Origin of the sequence: Pseudomonas sp. P39-UII1, from assembly GCF_039672635.1 — a bacterium.
In the GTDB taxonomy this organism is placed as follows: Bacteria; Pseudomonadota; Gammaproteobacteria; order Pseudomonadales; family Pseudomonadaceae; genus Aquipseudomonas.
On record NZ_JBDFPP010000003.1, the window covers coordinates 363,518 to 380,283 of the forward strand.

Here is a 16,766-nt window from a genome sequence, read left to right on the forward strand (position 1 = left end):
CCTGCGCGTCATCGTCAAACCGGCAGCGCCATGTAGAACTGCGTCCCCTGCCCTGGCCGGGAAAACACGCCCATGCGCCCGCCGTGCAACTGCACGATCTCTTTGCAGAGCGCCAACCCCAGCCCGGCCCCGCCTTTCTTGCGCCCAACCTGCACAAAGGGCTCGAAGATGCGCCCCTGCTGCCCATAGGCGATACCCTCGCCGTTATCCTCGACACTGACGATCACCCGTTCCCCGTGGCGCCTTGCGTGCAGGCGAATTCGCCCACCGCTGGGGGTGTGGCGAACGGCGTTGTGCAACAGGTTGTCGAGCACGCGGTCGAGTTGCGCGACATCCGCCTGGATGCGCGGCAGCGGCGGTTCCAGCGCCTTGATCAGTTCAATCTGCTTGCTGGCCGCGTGTTCGCCAAAGCGTATCTGGGCGCGCTCAAGCAAATCATCTATGGCGCAGGGTGCAAGTTCGAGTTTTTGCAGCCCGCTCTGGTAGCGCGAGAAGTTGAGCAGGTCGTTGATCAGCTGAGTCAGGCGCTGCATTTCTTCGCCGATGGTATCCAGCAAGTCATTCTCGCGGGCCTCGGGCGGGAACTTCACCCGCTCGCGCAACAGCCCGAATGCCATGTGCATGCCGGTGACCGGGGTACGCAGTTCGTGCGAGGCGCGCAGCACGAACTCGCTGCGCACACGCTCGAACGCGCGCTGCTCGGTTACATCGTGCAGCACCATGACAGCGCCGAGAATCGGCCCTTGCGGGTGGCTGACCGGGGTCAGGCTGTAGGTCAGCAAGCGTGATTCTTCATCGACCTCGATACTCAGGTCGTCGGGTGGGCGATCCAGGCTGCCGCCCCGCAGTACCTGGCGCAGCTGTTGCTCCAGCTCAGGGCGTTGCAGAGCCTCGGCAAGGCCACTGCCCACCCGGCTGTTGCTCCAGCCGAGCTGGCGCTGGGCAACCGGGTTGAGATGCTCGAGCTGCCCTTGGCGGTCGATGATCAGCAAACCATCGTCGATGCTGTCGAGCACGGCCTGCAGGCGTTGCTGGCCGGCCAGCAGTTCATCCACGTTGGTAGCCTGGTGCTTGCGCAGCGCATCGGCCATCATCCCGAAGCGCCGGGTGAGCTGATTAAGCTCGACCGCCTGCGTCACTGGCAAGGTCACATCGAAGTCCCCTCGGCCCAGTTGATCTGCGGCTTTGGCCAGGGCTTCGATGGGTTGGCCAAAGCGGCGGGCGATGTTGTGCGCTGTGATGAAACCCAGGACCAGCACCACCAGGCCCATCAGGCCGAGCACGCCGCTGACCAGCAAGGCCCGGTCGCGGGTTTGCTCTTCGCTGCGGGTGATGTGGTCGAGGGCCTGCTTGTGGGAGTCGATCAGGTCGGTACGCACCTGATTGAAAGCAGCCCCCAGTGGCTGATCGATGCCCATGCTGCGGGCCGGCGACGGGCTGTCGCGGTAGGCCTGCAGGAATGTCTGGTAGTTGCTGCTGGCCTTGCTGAAACCGGTGCGCTCGCCGCCGTTTTCCAGGCCCTGATTCAGTTGCGCCTGGAAGTTGTCCTGCAGCGCACGCAGGCTATCAGGCGCGGTGTCTTCGTCGAGCATCAGGGTCAGCTGCTCGCCCAGGTTTTGGCGCAGTTTCAGGCCGATTTCCAGCGCGTGGGTGGTGTCGCGCACGGATTGTTGTTGCACGGTGGCCATCTGCAGCACGCTGATCAGGCCCAGCATCAGGCCTAGCAAGGCGACTGTCACCAGCGCCGAGATGCTGAGAAAAAGCCGCGTGCGCAGCTTCATTTGCAATCTCATAGGTTGTACTGCTTACGCTTGCGATACAGGGTCGAGGCATCGATGCCCAGGGTCTTGGCAGCCTGGTCGAGGGTGTCGCTGGCAGCCAGTACCGCTCCGATGTGGGCGCGCTCCAGCTCATCCAGGCTCAGCGCCGCACCGACGCGAGGTGCATTGCCAGCCGGTTGCTCGCCCATGCCCAGGTGGCTGATTTCCACGCGTTCCTGCGGGCAGATGATGCTGGCGCGCTCGACCACGTTGCGCAGCTCACGGATATTGCCCGGCCAGCGGTAATTGAGCAGCGCGGCGCGGGCTTCTTCGCTGAACCCTCGTGCCGGCCGGGAGTACTCCTTGACGAAGCGTGCCAGGAAGCGGTCGGCCAAGGTCAGGATGTCTTCACTGCGCTCGCGCAGTGGTGGCAGGTGCAAGGTGATGACGTTGAGGCGGTACAGCAGGTCTTCCCGGAAGCGGCTTTCGCGGACCATCTCTTCGAGGTTGAGGTTGGTCGCCGCGAGGATGCGCACATCGGCGCGGCGGGTCACCGGGTCGCCTACCCGCTCGTACTCTTTATCCTGGATGAAACGAAGCAATTTGGGTTGCAGGGCCAGGGGGAAGTCGCCGATTTCGTCGAGGAACAGCGTGCCGCCGTCGGCCTGGCTGACGCGGCCCAGCGTACTCTCACTGGCACCGGTAAAGGCGCCGCGTGTGTGGCCGAACAGCTCGCTCTCCATCAGTTCGGCATTCAGCGATGGGCAGTTGATGGTCACGCAGGCCTTGCGCGCGCGCTTGCTCCAGCTGTGAATGGCGCGGGCCAGTTCGCCTTTACCGGTACCCGACTCGCCGAGGATGAGGATGTTGGCGTCGGTGGTCGCCACCTGGCGCGCGGTTTCCAGCACGACCATCATCGCCGGGCTGTGCGAGTCGAGGCCGTCCTTGGGCTTGCGTACTTCACCCTCCAGGGCTTCAAGGCGGGCAGACAGCTGGCGCACCTCCAGCTGTTTGGCGGTGGCCAGGCGAAGCTGGTCGGGGCTGCAGGGCTTGACCAGGTAATCGGCGGCGCCGGCCTGGATGGCATCGACCGCAGTATCGATCGCCGAGTGGGCGGTGACGATCACTACCCGCATCCACGGCGCCTGGATGCGCATCTGCGCCAGGACGTCCAGGCCATTGTCCTCGCCCAGGCGCAGGTCGAGGAAGCACAGGTCGAACACCTGGCGCTGCAGCAAGGCCTCGGCCTGCGCGGCGCTGTTGGCCGTGGCTACGCTGTAGCCCTCGTCCTCGAGGCAATAACGGAAGGTGCGCAGGATCGCGGACTCGTCATCCACCAGCAGAATGCGGCCTTGATTGTCCTGGGCTGATTCCATTTGCTGCGCTCCTTTAGGAAAGATCTTCATTTAGTGTGGGAAAAATCGGGCAAGTTGCATGGTCAATTCTGAAGGATTCTGTCCTTTGCATGCTAGCCAATGGCCAAATACCGCCGTGAACCCGTGATATCTCGATGATTTTGTTAGAGCGATGGGGTGGCACATTGGTTGCGAGGATTTTCAGATTTTGCCTACAAAAGGAGTGCAGTCATGCCCTTTTTCACCCGAACGGCTGTATTGACGGCCAGCCTGCTGTCCATTTGCGCACCCGCTTTCGCCGACCCGGTCCAGGACGCCCGCCTGGAAGGCTCCCTGCAAACAGCGCTGTCACTCAACCGCATGCTCAACCCCTTTCGTATCGAGGTGCAGGTGGATGGGCAGCGGGCCCGGCTGACGGGCGAGGTCGAGAATGAAGTCGAGCGCCAGTTGGCCGAGCATGTGGCTCAGGCTACCCGGGGCATCGAGCAGGTCGACAACCAGTTGCGGGTCAATGCGGGGCTGGTCGAGCGCCCGCTTGAGCTTCGTGCTTACGCACAGCGGCTGGAGGACGCGACCCTGGCTGCCGTTATCCGCGCACGCTTGCTGTGGAGCCGCATCACCGAAAAAGCGGCCATCGAGGTCCAGAGCAGTGAAGGTGTGGTGACCTTGCGCGGCAAGGTCGACAGCCCCGAAGCCAAGGAGCTTGCGGGCGTGGTGGCGCGTACCACCGATGGTGTGCACCTGGTCAACAACCTTGTCAGCCTGGACACCGCGGCCATGGCCAAGGCGCGGGAAAACCCGGTCGGTGCGCCATCGGGGCCGCAGCCGAGTGACAGCTGGGTCGTCGACAAGATCCAGAACAGCTTCCGCTTCAGCCGCAATCTCGATGGCCTGAATATCAAGGTGGCCAGCGCCGACGGCATGGTCCGGCTATCGGGCGAGGTGGTCAGTAGTGAGCAGAAAACCATTGCGACGGAGATCGCTCGGCAGATCATCGGCGTACGGGGTGTAGACGCCGATCTGCTCAAGGTTGCGACCAAGGTGGAAGGCTGAGTCGTGCAATTCGCACGACGCCAGGGAGGGCATCGTGCAGGATACGTCCTCCAGTGCCATCTGCTCATTACCTAAGTCCTTGATATATAAGGGTTTTATTGAATATCAAAGGCTGGCACGCAGGCTGCAATTACCTGTTCAGGTTTGAATAGAAAAATTACAGCAGGAGAAGCCGGCATGAACCGCCAATCCGTCAACCGTTCGCAGATCGCCGCACTGCCCCTGCGCCAGTTCCTTTTGATTGGAATGGCGCTGCTGCTGACTTTGGCCGCAGGCCTTTTTTATTACAGCTGGCAGACCGCGCGACTGGCTGATCAGGTTGCAGCGCAAACCGCGCTGCTGACGCAGATCCAGGCGACCCGTGCCAATACATTGGTGAAAGCAGCCCAACCGCTGCCTTCGGCCAACACCTCGCCGGCCACCGTTGAAAACGTCGTGCCTCAGCAACGCTGGGTGTTCTAAGACGCTGTGACCGGATCTATTTCAAAAAAGAAAGGAGAAGCATCATGCTGAGTTGGGCTATCACTTTCCTCATCATCGCCATTGTCGCCGCCGTTCTGGGCTTCGGTGGTATCGCTGGCGCCGCTACGGGTATCGCGAAGATCCTGTTCATTGTCTTCCTGGTCCTGTTCGTAGCCTCCTTCTTCTTTGGACGTGGTCGAGGTTGAAGATGAGCAGGAAGCTTTGCAAAGCCGTGGCTGCCGCCCTGCTGTTGGGTGGCAGCGCAGCGGCGATGGCGGCCAATGACGGCCAGGTTCGAGTCGACCAGTTGCTCGGCTCGGACCCGGAGTACCGGGAAACATGGCAGGACGCGATCAAAGGCGAGGAACGCCTGCCCGACTGGGTGATCAATCTGACTGGCAGTGCCCAGGAGCAGATGTCGGCAGTGACCGAGGATGGCGACAAGTATCTGGTAGGTCCGCTGTGCGAGGCCCAGGACAAGTGCACATACAAACGCCTTATCGTGGCGTTCAGTTGGGACAAGGATGATGCTTACGGGATGCTCGTCGAGGTACCCGAAGGCCTGCCGAGTGACAAGTCGCCAACCCGCCACGCGCAATACCGTTGGCTGGGTGAGCCTGACGATGGCATGAAGGCCATGTTGCAGGAGCAACTCAAGCGCGACCCGAAGTGGTACTGACCTTCAAGGACGAACGGTCGCGCACTGTCACGTAATAGAAGCGGAACCTTTCTATATTTCTCGCTTCTATGATGCGCCGCCTCGAGGAGGGGTGGCACATGACCAAGGGGTCGGGCTGTTCTGATTGTTACAGGATCGGAGTGGCCTAGGGGTACAGGGAGTGCCTCCAGCAATGGGCCGGGTCAGGAAAGGCAAAATCGGAAGTTTCAGGTCAGGCGTATGTTTCATACGTAACCGGGCCTGGCTTCCGAGGTGCCATCTCGCATTACCATCCCACCTTTCAGGTTTTTCCTCTTGAGACACATTTTGTCTCGACCGTACATCAAATTTTTTTCGTCCAATCCGGCTATCGCGCAAGCGGCATTTCAGCCATTCGGATTGTCGAACAAGCCATCCCGAGACCCTTTCGAGCACTGCCAAATCTGCCTGAAAATGGCGCTTTGCTCTTGTTCGGGATTCCGAACGTTATAAATCAATGACTTGCAGCTGCCTCATTTTGACGCAGATCAGTATGCGTAATCGGCATGGGGTATACGCTTCCGGCATTAGATTTCATCCTTTGCCATCGCAATAGTTGCCGCCTTTTCGCTGGCCCGAGCGCCTTGTCGCTCGCTCGCGGTGTCCTTACATGAGGTCTCCGGACGGAAGCTCCTAGCTGCCCGCGGCGTTGCCAACGGCTCTGTTATGCGTTTTTCCGGTCGGTGCCCGTGACCACTAGAACAAAGGGTAAAGACATGAAGAAGGCAAAACTGAGCCTCGCCTGGCAGATCGTTATCGGTCTGGTCCTGGGCGTTGCAATCGGCGCGCTGCTGAACCACTTCAGTGCGGAAAAGGCCTGGTGGATCAGTAACGTCCTCCAACCCGCCGGTGACATCTTCATTCGCCTGATCAAGATGATCGTCGTCCCGATCGTGATTTCGTCGCTGATCGTGGGCATCGCCGGGGTTGGCGACGCGAAGAAACTGGGCAGTATCGGCCTGAAGACCATCCTCTACTTCGAGGTGGTGACCACCATTGCCATCGTCGTCGGCCTGGTGTTGGCCAACCTGTTCCACCCAGGCGCCGGCATCGACATGAGCACCCTGGGCACCGTCGACATCTCCAAATACCAGGCGACTGCCGCCGAAGTGCAGCATGAGCATGCGTTCATCGAGACCCTGCTCAACCTGATCCCGTCCAACATCTTCGCGGCGTTGATGCGTGGCGAAATGCTGCCGATCATCTTCTTCTCGGTACTGTTCGGCCTGGGCCTGTCGAGCCTGCAGGCGGACCTGCGCGAGCCGCTGGTGCGTACCTTCCAGGGCGTGTCGGAGACCATGTTCAAGGTCACCCACATGATCATGAACTACGCCCCGATCGGCGTGTTCGCCCTGATCGCGGTAACCGTTGCCAACTTCGGCTTCAGCTCGCTGCTGCCGTTGGCCAAGCTGGTGCTACTGGTGTACTTCGCCATCGCCTTCTTCGCCTTCATGGTGCTGGGCCTGGTGGCGCGCCTGTTCGGCTTCTCGGTGATCAAGATCATGCGCATCATGAAAGATGAGCTGATCCTCGCCTACTCCACCTCCAGCTCCGAGACCGTGCTGCCGCGCGTGATCGAGAAGATGGAGAAGTACGGTGCGCCGAAGTCGATCTGCTCGTTCGTGGTACCGACCGGTTACTCGTTCAACCTCGACGGCTCGACGCTGTACCAGAGCATCGCGGCGATCTTCATCGCCCAGCTGTATGGCATCGACCTGTCCTGGAGCCAGCAACTGCTGCTGGTGCTGACCCTGATGGTGACCTCCAAGGGGATCGCCGGTGTGCCGGGCGTATCGTTCGTGGTCCTGCTGGCGACCCTGGGCAGCGTAGGCATCCCGCTGGAAGGCCTGGCGTTCATCGCCGGTGTCGACCGTATCATGGACATGGCGCGTACCGCGCTGAACGTGATCGGCAATGCCCTGGCAGCGCTGGTAATCGCTCGTTGGGAAGGCATGTACGACGCCGCCAAGGGCGAGCAGTACTACGCCTCGCTGATGGCGGACAAGAAGGAAGCAGCCGTGGTAGGCGAAACCGCCAAGCGCTGAACCTGATGTGCTGAACAGAGAGCCCCGACTTGTCGGGGCTTTTTGTTGTCTGTATGGGCCTCATCGCCGGCAAGCCGGCTCCCACAGGTACCCTATTGCCCGAGGGCAGTGCAATAAGCCGGCTCCCACAGCTACCCCACGGAGCCTCAGGGCAGTGCAACAACTGTGGGAGCCGGCTTGCCGGCGATGAGGCCGGTACAGGCTAAACCGGTTATCATTCAGCCACTTTTCAGGGGGAACAATCGGATGCTCAACGGCCTTTGGCTCGGCTTTTTCCTGGTGGCGGCTGTCTCCGCCCTGGCCCAATGGCTGGTGGGTGGCAACGCTGGCATCTTCGCCGCGATGGTCGAGAGTATCTTCGCCATGGCCAAGCTCTCGGTAGAGGTCATGGTCCTGCTGTTCGGTACCTTGACGCTGTGGCTGGGCTTTCTCAAGATCGCCGAGAAGGCCGGCATCGTCGAATGGCTGGCCAAAGCCCTGGGCCCCCTGTTCGCCCGGCTGATGCCAGAAGTGCCGCCCGGCCACCCGGCGCTGGGCCTGATCACCATGAACTTCGCTGCCAACGGCCTGGGCCTGGACAACGCCGCCACGCCGATCGGCCTCAAGGCGATGCGGGCGCTGCAGGAGCTCAACCCCAGCAGCACCACCGCCAGCAATGCGCAGATTCTCTTTCTGGTACTCAATGCTTCATCGCTGACCCTGCTGCCGGTGACCATCTTCATGTACCGCGCCCAGCAAGGCGCCACCGACCCGACGCTGGTGTTCCTGCCGATTCTGCTGGCTACCAGCGTTTCGACCCTGGTCGGCCTGCTGTCGGTGGCGGTGATGCAGCGCCTGCGCCTGTGGGACCCGGTGGTGTTGGCCTACATGATCCCTGGCGCCCTGCTGCTGGGCGGCTTCATGGCCTTCCTGGGAACCCTGTCGGCCGCGGCGCTGGCCAGCCTGTCGTCGATCCTGGGCAACCTCACGCTGTTCGGGGTGATCATCCTGTTCCTGGTGATCGGCGCGCTGAAACGGGTGAAGGTGTATGAAGCCTTTGTCGAGGGGGCCAAGGAAGGCTTTGACGTGGCCAAGAGCCTGTTGCCCTACCTGGTGGCGATGCTGGTGGCGGTCGGCGTACTGCGTGCCTCCGGCGCCCTTGAGCTGGCGCTGGACGGTATTCGCCACGCGGTCAACTGGATGGGCATGGACACCCGCTTCGTAGAGGGCCTGCCGACCGCGTTGGTCAAGCCGTTCTCTGGCAGCGCCGCCCGGGCGATGTTGATCGAGACCATGCAGACCCACGGCGTGGACAGTTTCCCGGCGCTGGTGGCCGCGACCATCCAGGGCAGCACCGAAACCACCTTCTACGTGCTGGCCGTGTACTTCGGTGCTGTCGGCATCCAGCGCGTGCGCCACGCGGTAGGCTGTGCGCTGCTGGCCGAGTTGTCCGGGGTGATCGCGGCGATCTTCGTCTGCTACTGGTTCTTCGCCTGAGCCTGAACGCTCTGCGCCACGGTCCAGTTCACCACCTGCCCGGCCAGTTGATCGCTGGCCGCGCCAAAGCCGGCTACTACGGCTGACACCTGGGTATCGGCCAACGGCTGGCGCACCTCGAAGCGTTTGCTGGCAAGGATGCGCTGGCTCCGGCCCTGGACCAGCCGCGCGTCATAGCGGATCACCACTTCCACCGCGCCGCCGGCTCGGTACTCACTCTGGAACGCCTGCAGCTCGCCGGCCAGCTCATAGTCGGCCTGCAGGTTGCTGTCGTCGGCGCTCAGCCGCTGTACGCGGCCGTCACGCTGGAAACCATCGAGCAGGCGGTTGCGCACCAGCAGTGGCACCGGGTCGCTCCAACGCGCGCCTTTGTAGCTGCTGAGCACATCGCCCTGGGGGATCACCGCAATGCGCGGCCCAGCCAGCGTTTCGCTGGCCAGAGGCTTGTTCAGGCGCAGCGACCAGTCTACAGGGGTGGCGGTTTGGCTGGCCTGGTTGACCGGCAGGCGATAGATATCCACAGGCTCGCTTTGCGGCAGGATCGAGCAGGCACTGGTCAGGCTCAGCGCGGCCGCCAAGGCCAGCAGGCGCAGCGACAGGTTCATGGCTGGAACTCCTTGTTGTTGTCACGGCCGAGCAGGTAGCCGCTCGGGTCAGCCTCCAGGCGGCGGGAAATGCCTTTGAGCGAATTGAGCGTTTCGCGCAGTTCACGGATTGCCGGTGTCAGCTGGTTGAGGCCTTGCGCGCCATCGTCGATGGACTGGCGGTTATCGTTGAGCAGGCTGTTGATGGTTGCGGTGCTGGCCGCCAGCGATTGCATGGCCTGTTCGGCGCTGCCAATGGCCTGCTTGCCCTGAGTGCCAAGCAAGCCGTTGGCATTGCGCATCAGTGCCTGGGTTTCGGCCAATGTGGCGTTGGCCTGTTTACCGACCAGGCCCAGCTGTTCGATGGCCTCGGAAATACCGCCCTTCTGGTTGGCGAAGGCACCGGTGGTTTGCTCGAGGTTGGCCAGGGTGTTGCTCAACCGGTCGATATTGCTCTCCGAGAACATCTGGTTGGCGTTGTGCAGCAGCAGGTTGATGTTGGTGACCAGGTCGCTGCTGTCGTTGAGCAGGCGCGAGATCGGTGACGGCGAAGCGACGATTACCGGCAGCTTGCCGTCTTTGCCCTTGAGCTCGGGGCTTTGTGGCGTGCCGCCGCTGAGCTGGATGAACGAGTTGCCGGTCACCCCGGCCAGGGTCAGCTTGGCCTGGGTGTCTTCCTTGACCGGTGTGTCGCCGCTCAGGCGCACCCGCGCCAGCACCCGGCGCGGGTCCTTGGGGTCCAGCCGCAGGGTGGAGACGTCGCCCACCTTGATACCGTTGTATTGCACCGGGCTGCCACGGGACAGGCCCGAGACGGCTTCGTTGAAGACCACTTCGTAATCCTTGAAGGCATCGTCGACGCTGGACTTGGCCAGCCACAGGCCGAACAGCATGGCGCCAACCACCACCAGTACGGTGACCAGGCCGATAAGTACGTGATGAGCTCGGGTTTCCATTGTTCAGCGCTCCTGCCTGGCACTGGCGGCGGCGTGTTCGGCTGCGCGCCCGCGTGGGCCGTGAAAGTATTCGTGAATCCACGGGTCGTTGGTCTGTTCGACCTCGGCCAGGGGGCCGGCCACCAGCACCTTCTTCTGCGACAGCACCGCGATGCGATCGGTGATGGTGTACAGGGTGTCCAGGTCGTGGGTGATGAGAAACACGCTCAGGCCCAAGGCATCGCGCAGGGTGAGGATCAGTTGGTCGAAGGCCGCAGCGCCGATCGGGTCGAGGCCGGCGGTGGGTTCGTCGAGGAACAGGATGTCCGGGTCCAGGGCCAGCGCCCGGGCCAGCGCAGCGCGCTTGATCATGCCGCCGGACAACGATGAAGGGTATTTATCGGCGGCGGAAATCGGCAGGCCGGCCAGGGCCAGCTTTACCCCGGCCAGGTGTTCTGCATCGGCGCGCGACAGGCCGGCATGCTCGATCAGCGGCAGTGCGACGTTTTCGGTAACGGTCAGCGAGGAGAACAACGCGCCCTTCTGGAACAGCACGCCAAAACGCCGCTCGACCAGTGAACGCTGTTCCTCGCGCAGGCCGGCCAGGTCTTCGCCGAACACCTTGATCTGCCCTTCATTCGGCCGACGCAGGCCGATGATGCTGCGCAGCAGCACTGATTTGCCGCTGCCCGAGCCGCCGACCACGGCGAGGATTTCGCCACGGTACAGGTCCAGGTCCAGGTTTTCGTGCACGCTCTGGCTACCGAAACGGTTGCAGATGCCTCGCGCCTCGATCACTGCTTCCCGGCCATTCACCAGCCCATCTCCATGCAGAACAGCGCAGCCACCGCATCCAGCACGATGACCACGAAAATCGACTGGACCACGCTGGATGTGGTGTGCGCGCCGACCGATTCGGCGCTGCCGCTGACCTTGAAACCCTCAAGGCAGCCGATGGAGGCGATCAGAAAGGCGAAGAACGGTGCCTTGGCCAGGCCGACGATGAAGTGCTGCACGCCGATGTCGCTTTGCAGCAGCGACAGAAACATCGCCGGCGAGATATCCAGTGTCAGCGCGCAGACCACCGCGCCGCCGACGATGCCGCAGATCATCGCGACGAAGGTCAGCAGCGGCAGGGAAATCAGCAGTGCCAGCACCCGCGGTACCACCAGCAGTTCGATCGGGTTCAGGCCCAAGGTGCGGATGGCGTCGATTTCCTCGTTGGCCTTCATCGAGCCTATCTGCGCCGTGAAGGCGCTGGCCGTACGGCCGGCCATGAGGATGGCCGTCAGCAACACGGCGAATTCACGCAAAAACGAAAACGCCACCAGGTCGACGGTGAACACGGTCGCGCCGAAGTCCGCCAAGACCGTGGCGCCGAGGAAGGCAACCACAGCGCCCACCAGAAACGTCAGCAACGCCACGATCGGCGCGGCATCCAGGCCCGTCTGTTCGATATGCGAGACGACTGGCGTCAGCCGCCAACGGTGTGGCTGCAGGGCGCGGCGCAGCAGGGTTTCGAGGATCAGACCGACGAAGCCGAGCAGCTGCAGGGTGTCTTGCCACAGGGTGTTGACGGCGCGGCCGATACGTTCGAGCAGCAGAAGCAGCACAGGCCTCTCTGGCTGTTTGACCGGGATGCAGTAGTCCTGCACCGAGCAGTAGACGTTCTTGAGCAAGGCGCGGCTGGCGTCGGGCAAATCGTTGGTGCAGTGCGACAGGCGTTCGGAGCCGAGCAGTTCAGCCAGCAGCGAGGCGCCGGCCGTGTCCAGGCGGCCCAGCTGGCTGAGGTCGGCGACGGCGTCGGCGCCATATTGCGTGCGCAGGCGTTCGCTGTCGCGCTTGAGGTTGGCGTAATGGGCCAGGGTCCAGTCACCGGCAATGCGCAGGCAGGCTGGTTGGCTGCTGGTGTCCAGGGTGGCGCTGGGGGTGGTCATAGGCTCCATGCATCTGACTGCGCGCGTTGGCGTAGAGGCTGATCATAGCGCAGCAGGCATGGCGGGGTTTGTTGAAAATGTGCTGAATGATCGGGGCCGCCTTGCGGCCCCTTTTACCTCACTTGGCCGCTGCGTCGTCGATCACCTTGAAGCGCAGCACGCCGATTACCTGGCCGTCCTCTGTCAGTACCCGCACCTGCCATTTACCCACAGGGTTGGGCGGGAAGTTCTGTTTGTGGGTCCAGGCCCGGTACCCCTCTTTGCGCCCGCCGTGGATATCCAGGGCGATACGGTCGACTTCCTGCCCGTCTTTCTGCCACACGTGGTAAATGCGCTCGTTGAGGCCACGCGGTGCGTTGATGGCGGTGTAGGCATAGAGGCCGCTGCTGCGGATACGGCTGGCGGCAATTTCGTCCAGTGACTCGCCGGGTTGGCGGTTCAACACCTCGGTACTGACTGCCACCTCGGTCATCCACAACGTGGCCGGTGGTACCCATGAGCGCATCAGCCAACCGCCTCCGCCGACTGCCAGGGTCACCAGTACCAGCGCCACGCCGCGGCGCCAGGTGTTGATCGGGAAGCTGCTGGCCAGGCTTGGGAACGACAGCGCCATGGCGGCAATCAATGCCAGCTTGAAGCTTTGCGCTGTGGTCAGGTGCAGAATGATCGGCAGCGCGGTGAGCAGTGCGGCGAATAACGTCAGGGTATGCAGCGCGAGGAACAGCCAGCGTCGTGGGGCCAGCCATTTGTAGTACAGCGGGTCGACGATCGAAACCAGCCCGGCGGCAGCCAGCAGGCCGGTGAACACCAGTTGCCCACTGTTCCAAGTGGTGGTGATGAAAAAGAACGGCAGAACGAAGAACAGACTCTCCTGGTGGATCATCTGTGTTGCATAGCGCAGCAGCGGCTGGGGGATCTCGCGTTTGAAGGTGCGGGCGAACAGGCCGGTGAGGGTGTTCTCCAGCATCAGCCAGATCCAGCTGACCAGCATGAGAATGGCGACCCAACTGGCCAGGCTGGCCTGGCGGTCGACCAGGATGAAGCTGCCGATACCGGAAAGGAAGCCGCCGAGCGCGATAACGCCGGGGTAGCGTTTGAGCAGCTCGATGACGCGCTGGACGAAATGGGGGATTGGAGGCATGGGTCTGCAACAGGCTAAAGAGGTGGCTGTGCCGGCCCCTTCGCGGGCAAGCCCGCTCCCACAGGCGCTGCACTGCTCTGAAGGCTGGTGCACTACCTGTGGGAGCGGGCTTGCCCGCGAAAGGGCCGGTACCGGCGAAAGGATACCGCTGAATCACCGCTCCCGTGTAGCACCGCTCGGTGGTTGAGGGGTATGGCGCCGCCGACCCAACAGCCCGGCAGCCAGAATCACACCCACGACCAGAGCAATCAGGCCATACAGCTCGTCGTACCCCAGCAAGGGCTTCTCGATGCGCAGATAGCCTTCATCCTTGAGCAGTTCCTTCAAGGCATCGTTGGCCTGCTCCAGGCTGACCTGGCGCAGTTGCCGCGCGGGGTCGGTAAAGCGGCCGTTGCTGTAGTTGTTGAGCGCCCCCCAGTAGTAGTCGGCCAGCGCGCTGTTGCCCTGGGTGCCCCAGCTTTCCTTGGCCACGGCGGCTTCCTTGATGCGGGCGAAGGTATCTGCATCGAGGCCTTCCTTGCGCAAGTGGTCGAACAGCTGCTGCATCACCTTGACCGCCGCGTCGATATCGTCGCGCTCAAGGTCGGCATTGAGGCTGAGCATGCCGCTGTCACCGAAGCTCTCGCGCTGCACCGAAGGCCCATACGACAGGCCGTTGCGCAGCCGCAGCTGGTCGTACAGGGCCCAGTCCAGGTAGCGCGAAAGCAGGTCGAGGGTCGGTTGGTGGTCGTTGTCCAGTACCGGTTCGATGAACAGCCAATGCAGTTTGACGCTGTCACCCAGCACGCCGCGGGTCAGGTCGCGACGCTGCTCGGCCTGCTGGCTGATGCTTTCGAGGTTGCGGCGCTCCTCCGGCTCGGTGGCGGGCAGCTCGCCGAAGGTGCGGTCGAGGTAGGCCGGCAACAGGCGATCGAGGCCGCCGACCATGATCAGGGTCATGTTGTTGGCGGCGTACCAGCGATCACGCAGCGTCTGCACCTGTTCCAGCGTCATGTCGTCGAGGTTGGAGCGTTCCGGGCATTTCAAGCCCAGCTCGGTGGCCAGTTGGTCGCTGGCGGGGTGACCGATGTCCTGGCGGTCCAGCCAACGCTGCAGGTGGCCGTAGTGGCCGCCGTCCTCGCGCTCGATGATGCGCTTGGCCGTGGCCAGCGACTTGGCGTCGATGCGGGTGTCGCGGATCACTGCCAGCAGCAGGTCGAGCACCTTGCGCTGGTTACGCGCCGGGGCTTCGATGACGAATGTGGTGTCGGCGCTGCTGGTATAGGCATTCCACTCGCCGCCCAGGGCTTGCAGGCGTTCTTCCAGGCCGCCCTCGCCCGTTTCGTCGATGCCACTGAACAGCAGGTGTTCGAGCAGGTGCGGCAGCTCTTTCTGTTCGCACTCGAAGTCGTCCAGGCCCACGCCGACTACCAGGCGTATCGCCACATGGTCCCGTTCGTAGCCGGATTTGAGGATGACCTGCAGGCCATTGGGCAACAGGTAGCCTTCGACCCGCGAGCGATCGAGGGCATGTGAGGGCAGGCTGCAGATCAGTAGGCAAACGAATATCAGGCAACGCATGGGCGAGCTTGGGTCTCCAGGTGTGCGAGATCAGGGCTGGCGAGCTTCATCCGGTGCAGTGTCGAGCATCAGCCCACCGGTGTCAGACCCGCCTAGTACCACATAGGCACTGCTGCAGAACAAAGAGTTCAACCGCTTCATGTCGGCGATCAGCCCCAAGTGTAGCGAACTCGTTTCGATACTTTGCACTACCTTGCGCTGCAAACGGCTGACGTGGGCGTGGGCCAGGCGCCTTTCCTGCGCACGGAAACGGCGTTTTTCACGCAGAAGCAAGTGTGCGCTTTGCGGGTCGGCACTGAGGAATACCGACAGGCCCAGGCGTAAATTGGACAGCAGTTGCTCTTGCAGGCCAGTGAGTTCTTCCAGGCCGACCTGGGAAAACTCCCGGCGCTGGCTGGTCTTCTGCTGCTGCACCTTGCGCAGCATGCGCTCGATCAGGTCGCAGGCGAGCTTGAGGTTGATTGCCAGTTCGATGATTTCGGCCCAGCGCCGGTTGTCCTGGTCACTGAGGTCCTCCCGTGGCATCTGCGCCAGGTACAGTTTGATGGCGCTGTACAGGGCTTCGGCGTCCTCGCCCAGTGCGCGCACCTGCTGAGGCAGCGCCGTCTGGGTGCCACGCAGGGCACTGAGCATGGCTTCGAGCAGGCTGTCGACGATATCGCCCAGGCGCAGGGTTTCGCGCGCGGCGTTGGCCAGGGCCAGGCTGGGCGTGGTCAGCGCCGAGGCATCGAGGTGGCGCGGCCGTACCTGGCCGTTACCGTTCTCGCGCTCGGGCAGCAAGGTGTTGCACAGGCGGCCCATGGGTTTGACCGTGGGCAGCATGATCAGGCAGCGCAGCGTGTTGTAGAGCAGGTGGAAGCCGATCACCAGTTCCTGTGGGCTGAAACTCAGCGAGTCCATCCAGTCCACCAACGGGTGCAGCACCGGGATGATCAGCAGCAGGCCGATCAGCTTGTACAGCAGGCTGCCCAGCGCCACACGCCGGCCTGCAGCGTTCTGCATGCTGGTGCTGATGAAGGCCAGCAGCCCGCTGCCGATGTTGGCGCCGACCACCAAGCCGATGGCCACGGGCAGGCTGATCACTTCGGCACCGGCCAGGGTTGCGGTCAGCAGCACCGCTGCCAGGCTGGAATACGAGACCATGGCGAACAGCGCGCCGACCAGCGCATCGAGCAGAATGTCCCCGGTGAGCGAGGCGAACAGCACTTTCACGCCTTGGGCATGGGTGATCGGTGTGGCGGCCTGCACGATCAGCTGCAGCGCCAGGATGATCAGGCCCAGGCCGATGCCCACCCGGCCCAGTTGACCCGCGCGCGTCTGCTTGCGCGACAGGAAGAAAATAACGCCCAGGAATACCAGCAGGGGCGACAGCCAGGACAGGTCGAGGGTCAGCACCCTGGCCATCAGCGCGGTACCCACATCCGCGCCCAGCATGATCGCCAAGGCCGGGGTCATCGCCATCAGCCCCTGGCCGACGAATGAGGTGACCAGCATGGCGGTGGCGTTGCTGCTCTGCACCACGGCGGTGACCACGATACCGGCGATGAAAGCCAGTGGCCGGCGGTCCATGTTCTGGCTCAGCACCCGGCGCAGGTCGGAGCCGAACACCCGCAGGATGCCGGTACGAACAATGTGCGTGCCCCACACCAGCAAGGCGACCGCGGAGAGCAGGTTGAGCAGTGTCAGCATGGTGTAGCCCCCCTTTCTGATTCGGGCTTCAGAAGCGAAGCCAATGGGTGGAGCGGTAAGCCTGGCCCGGGG

General features: G+C 62.8%; 15 protein-coding genes. 6 read left to right on the forward strand and 9 right to left on the reverse strand.

All coding sequences use genetic code 11. The features are described 5' to 3' along the window. Positions 1-14 precede the first annotated feature (14 nt). Together ABEH27_RS06885 and algB are read right to left on the reverse strand one after the other, a co-directional pair. A complete protein-coding gene (locus tag ABEH27_RS06885) occupies positions 15-1,793 on the reverse strand; it encodes a KinB sensor domain-containing domain (protein ID WP_346612828.1) in 1,779 nt (592 codons plus the stop codon). Further along, positions 1,790-3,136, reverse strand: a complete 1,347-nt coding sequence (gene algB, locus ABEH27_RS06890) for a sigma-54-dependent response regulator transcription factor AlgB (RefSeq protein WP_346612829.1) — start codon at positions 3,134-3,136, stop codon at positions 1,790-1,792. The genes ABEH27_RS06885 and algB overlap by 4 nt, the downstream gene beginning before the upstream one ends. Before the next feature lie 210 nt (positions 3,137-3,346). Between algB and ABEH27_RS06895 the strand changes: the two genes are divergently transcribed. The 6 genes from ABEH27_RS06895 to ABEH27_RS06920 all read left to right on the forward strand — a co-directional run bounded on the left by ABEH27_RS06895 (position 3,347) and on the right by ABEH27_RS06920 (position 8,848). Further along, positions 3,347-4,168 (forward strand): BON domain-containing protein, encoded by an 822-nt coding sequence (locus tag ABEH27_RS06895; protein WP_346612830.1) that lies wholly within the window; start codon positions 3,347-3,349, stop codon positions 4,166-4,168. Positions 4,169-4,345: 177 nt separating this feature from the next. After that, positions 4,346-4,630, forward strand: a complete 285-nt coding sequence (locus ABEH27_RS06900) for a hypothetical protein (RefSeq protein ID WP_346612831.1) — start codon at positions 4,346-4,348, stop codon at positions 4,628-4,630. Positions 4,631-4,674: 44 nt separating this feature from the next. Then, positions 4,675-4,836 carry a DUF1328 domain-containing protein gene (locus ABEH27_RS06905; RefSeq protein WP_003252966.1) on the forward strand — a complete coding sequence of 54 codons (162 nt, stop codon included), beginning with the start codon at positions 4,675-4,677 and terminating at the stop codon, positions 4,834-4,836. 2 nt (positions 4,837-4,838) lie between these two features. Further along, positions 4,839-5,309, forward strand: a complete 471-nt coding sequence (locus tag ABEH27_RS06910) for an inhibitor of vertebrate lysozyme family protein (protein WP_346612832.1) — start codon at positions 4,839-4,841, stop codon at positions 5,307-5,309. Positions 5,310-6,043: 734 nt separating this feature from the next. After that, on the forward strand, positions 6,044-7,372 hold the full coding sequence (gene gltP, locus ABEH27_RS06915; RefSeq protein WP_346612833.1) for a glutamate/aspartate:proton symporter GltP: 1,329 nt from the start codon (positions 6,044-6,046) through the stop codon (positions 7,370-7,372). A gap of 246 nt (positions 7,373-7,618) precedes the next feature. Next, the gene (locus ABEH27_RS06920; protein ID WP_346612834.1) at positions 7,619-8,848 is read left to right on the forward strand and encodes a nucleoside recognition domain-containing protein; all 1,230 of its coding nucleotides are present in this window, start codon (positions 7,619-7,621) and stop codon (positions 8,846-8,848) included. Here the strand turns inward: ABEH27_RS06920 and ABEH27_RS06925 are convergent. From ABEH27_RS06925 to ABEH27_RS06955, 7 genes are all read right to left on the reverse strand, one after another. Further along, on the reverse strand, positions 8,830-9,453 hold the full coding sequence (locus ABEH27_RS06925) for an ABC-type transport auxiliary lipoprotein family protein (RefSeq protein ID WP_346612835.1): 624 nt from the start codon (positions 9,451-9,453) through the stop codon (positions 8,830-8,832). The two genes, ABEH27_RS06920 and ABEH27_RS06925, sit on opposite strands and share 19 nt — an antisense overlap. Then, positions 9,450-10,388 (reverse strand): MlaD family protein, encoded by a 939-nt coding sequence (locus tag ABEH27_RS06930; protein ID WP_346612836.1) that lies wholly within the window; start codon positions 10,386-10,388, stop codon positions 9,450-9,452. The genes ABEH27_RS06925 and ABEH27_RS06930 overlap by 4 nt, the downstream gene beginning before the upstream one ends. 3 nt (positions 10,389-10,391) lie before the next feature. Continuing rightward, positions 10,392-11,183 carry an ATP-binding cassette domain-containing protein gene (locus ABEH27_RS06935; protein WP_346612837.1) on the reverse strand — a complete coding sequence of 264 codons (792 nt, stop codon included), beginning with the start codon at positions 11,181-11,183 and terminating at the stop codon, positions 10,392-10,394. Then, on the reverse strand, positions 11,180-12,313 hold the full coding sequence (locus ABEH27_RS06940; RefSeq protein ID WP_346612838.1) for an MlaE family lipid ABC transporter permease subunit: 1,134 nt from the start codon (positions 12,311-12,313) through the stop codon (positions 11,180-11,182). The genes ABEH27_RS06935 and ABEH27_RS06940 overlap by 4 nt, the downstream gene beginning before the upstream one ends. Positions 12,314-12,422: 109 nt before the next feature. Beyond that, the gene (locus tag ABEH27_RS06945) at positions 12,423-13,445 is read right to left on the reverse strand and encodes a DUF5924 family protein (RefSeq protein ID WP_346612839.1); all 1,023 of its coding nucleotides are present in this window, start codon (positions 13,443-13,445) and stop codon (positions 12,423-12,425) included. A gap of 153 nt (positions 13,446-13,598) precedes the next feature. Beyond that, entirely contained in the window at positions 13,599-15,005 is a 1,407-nt protein-coding gene (locus ABEH27_RS06950; RefSeq protein ID WP_346612840.1) for a pitrilysin family protein, read from the reverse strand. 30 nt (positions 15,006-15,035) lie between these two features. After that, the gene (locus ABEH27_RS06955; protein WP_346612841.1) at positions 15,036-16,694 is read right to left on the reverse strand and encodes a Na/Pi cotransporter family protein; all 1,659 of its coding nucleotides are present in this window, start codon (positions 16,692-16,694) and stop codon (positions 15,036-15,038) included. Positions 16,695-16,766 lie beyond the last annotated feature (72 nt).

Coding starts and splice junctions, on each gene's coding strand:
- ABEH27_RS06885 (WP_346612828.1), bottom strand. CDS start 1,793: ATGAGATTGCAAATGAAGCTGCGCACGCGGCTTTTTCTCAGCATCTCG.
- algB (WP_346612829.1), bottom strand. CDS start 3,136: ATGGAATCAGCCCAGGACAATCAAGGCCGCATTCTGCTGGTGGATGAC.
- ABEH27_RS06895 (WP_346612830.1), top strand. CDS start 3,347: ATGCCCTTTTTCACCCGAACGGCTGTATTGACGGCCAGCCTGCTGTCC.
- ABEH27_RS06900 (WP_346612831.1), top strand. CDS start 4,346: ATGAACCGCCAATCCGTCAACCGTTCGCAGATCGCCGCACTGCCCCTG.
- ABEH27_RS06905 (WP_003252966.1), top strand. CDS start 4,675: ATGCTGAGTTGGGCTATCACTTTCCTCATCATCGCCATTGTCGCCGCC.
- ABEH27_RS06910 (WP_346612832.1), top strand. CDS start 4,839: ATGAGCAGGAAGCTTTGCAAAGCCGTGGCTGCCGCCCTGCTGTTGGGT.
- gltP (WP_346612833.1), top strand. CDS start 6,044: ATGAAGAAGGCAAAACTGAGCCTCGCCTGGCAGATCGTTATCGGTCTG.
- ABEH27_RS06920 (WP_346612834.1), top strand. CDS start 7,619: ATGCTCAACGGCCTTTGGCTCGGCTTTTTCCTGGTGGCGGCTGTCTCC.
- ABEH27_RS06925 (WP_346612835.1), bottom strand. CDS start 9,453: ATGAACCTGTCGCTGCGCCTGCTGGCCTTGGCGGCCGCGCTGAGCCTG.
- ABEH27_RS06930 (WP_346612836.1), bottom strand. CDS start 10,388: ATGGAAACCCGAGCTCATCACGTACTTATCGGCCTGGTCACCGTACTG.
- ABEH27_RS06940 (WP_346612838.1), bottom strand. CDS start 12,313: ATGGAGCCTATGACCACCCCCAGCGCCACCCTGGACACCAGCAGCCAA.
- ABEH27_RS06945 (WP_346612839.1), bottom strand. CDS start 13,445: ATGCCTCCAATCCCCCATTTCGTCCAGCGCGTCATCGAGCTGCTCAAA.
- ABEH27_RS06950 (WP_346612840.1), bottom strand. CDS start 15,005: ATGCGTTGCCTGATATTCGTTTGCCTACTGATCTGCAGCCTGCCCTCA.
- ABEH27_RS06955 (WP_346612841.1), bottom strand. CDS start 16,694: ATGCTGACACTGCTCAACCTGCTCTCCGCGGTCGCCTTGCTGGTGTGG.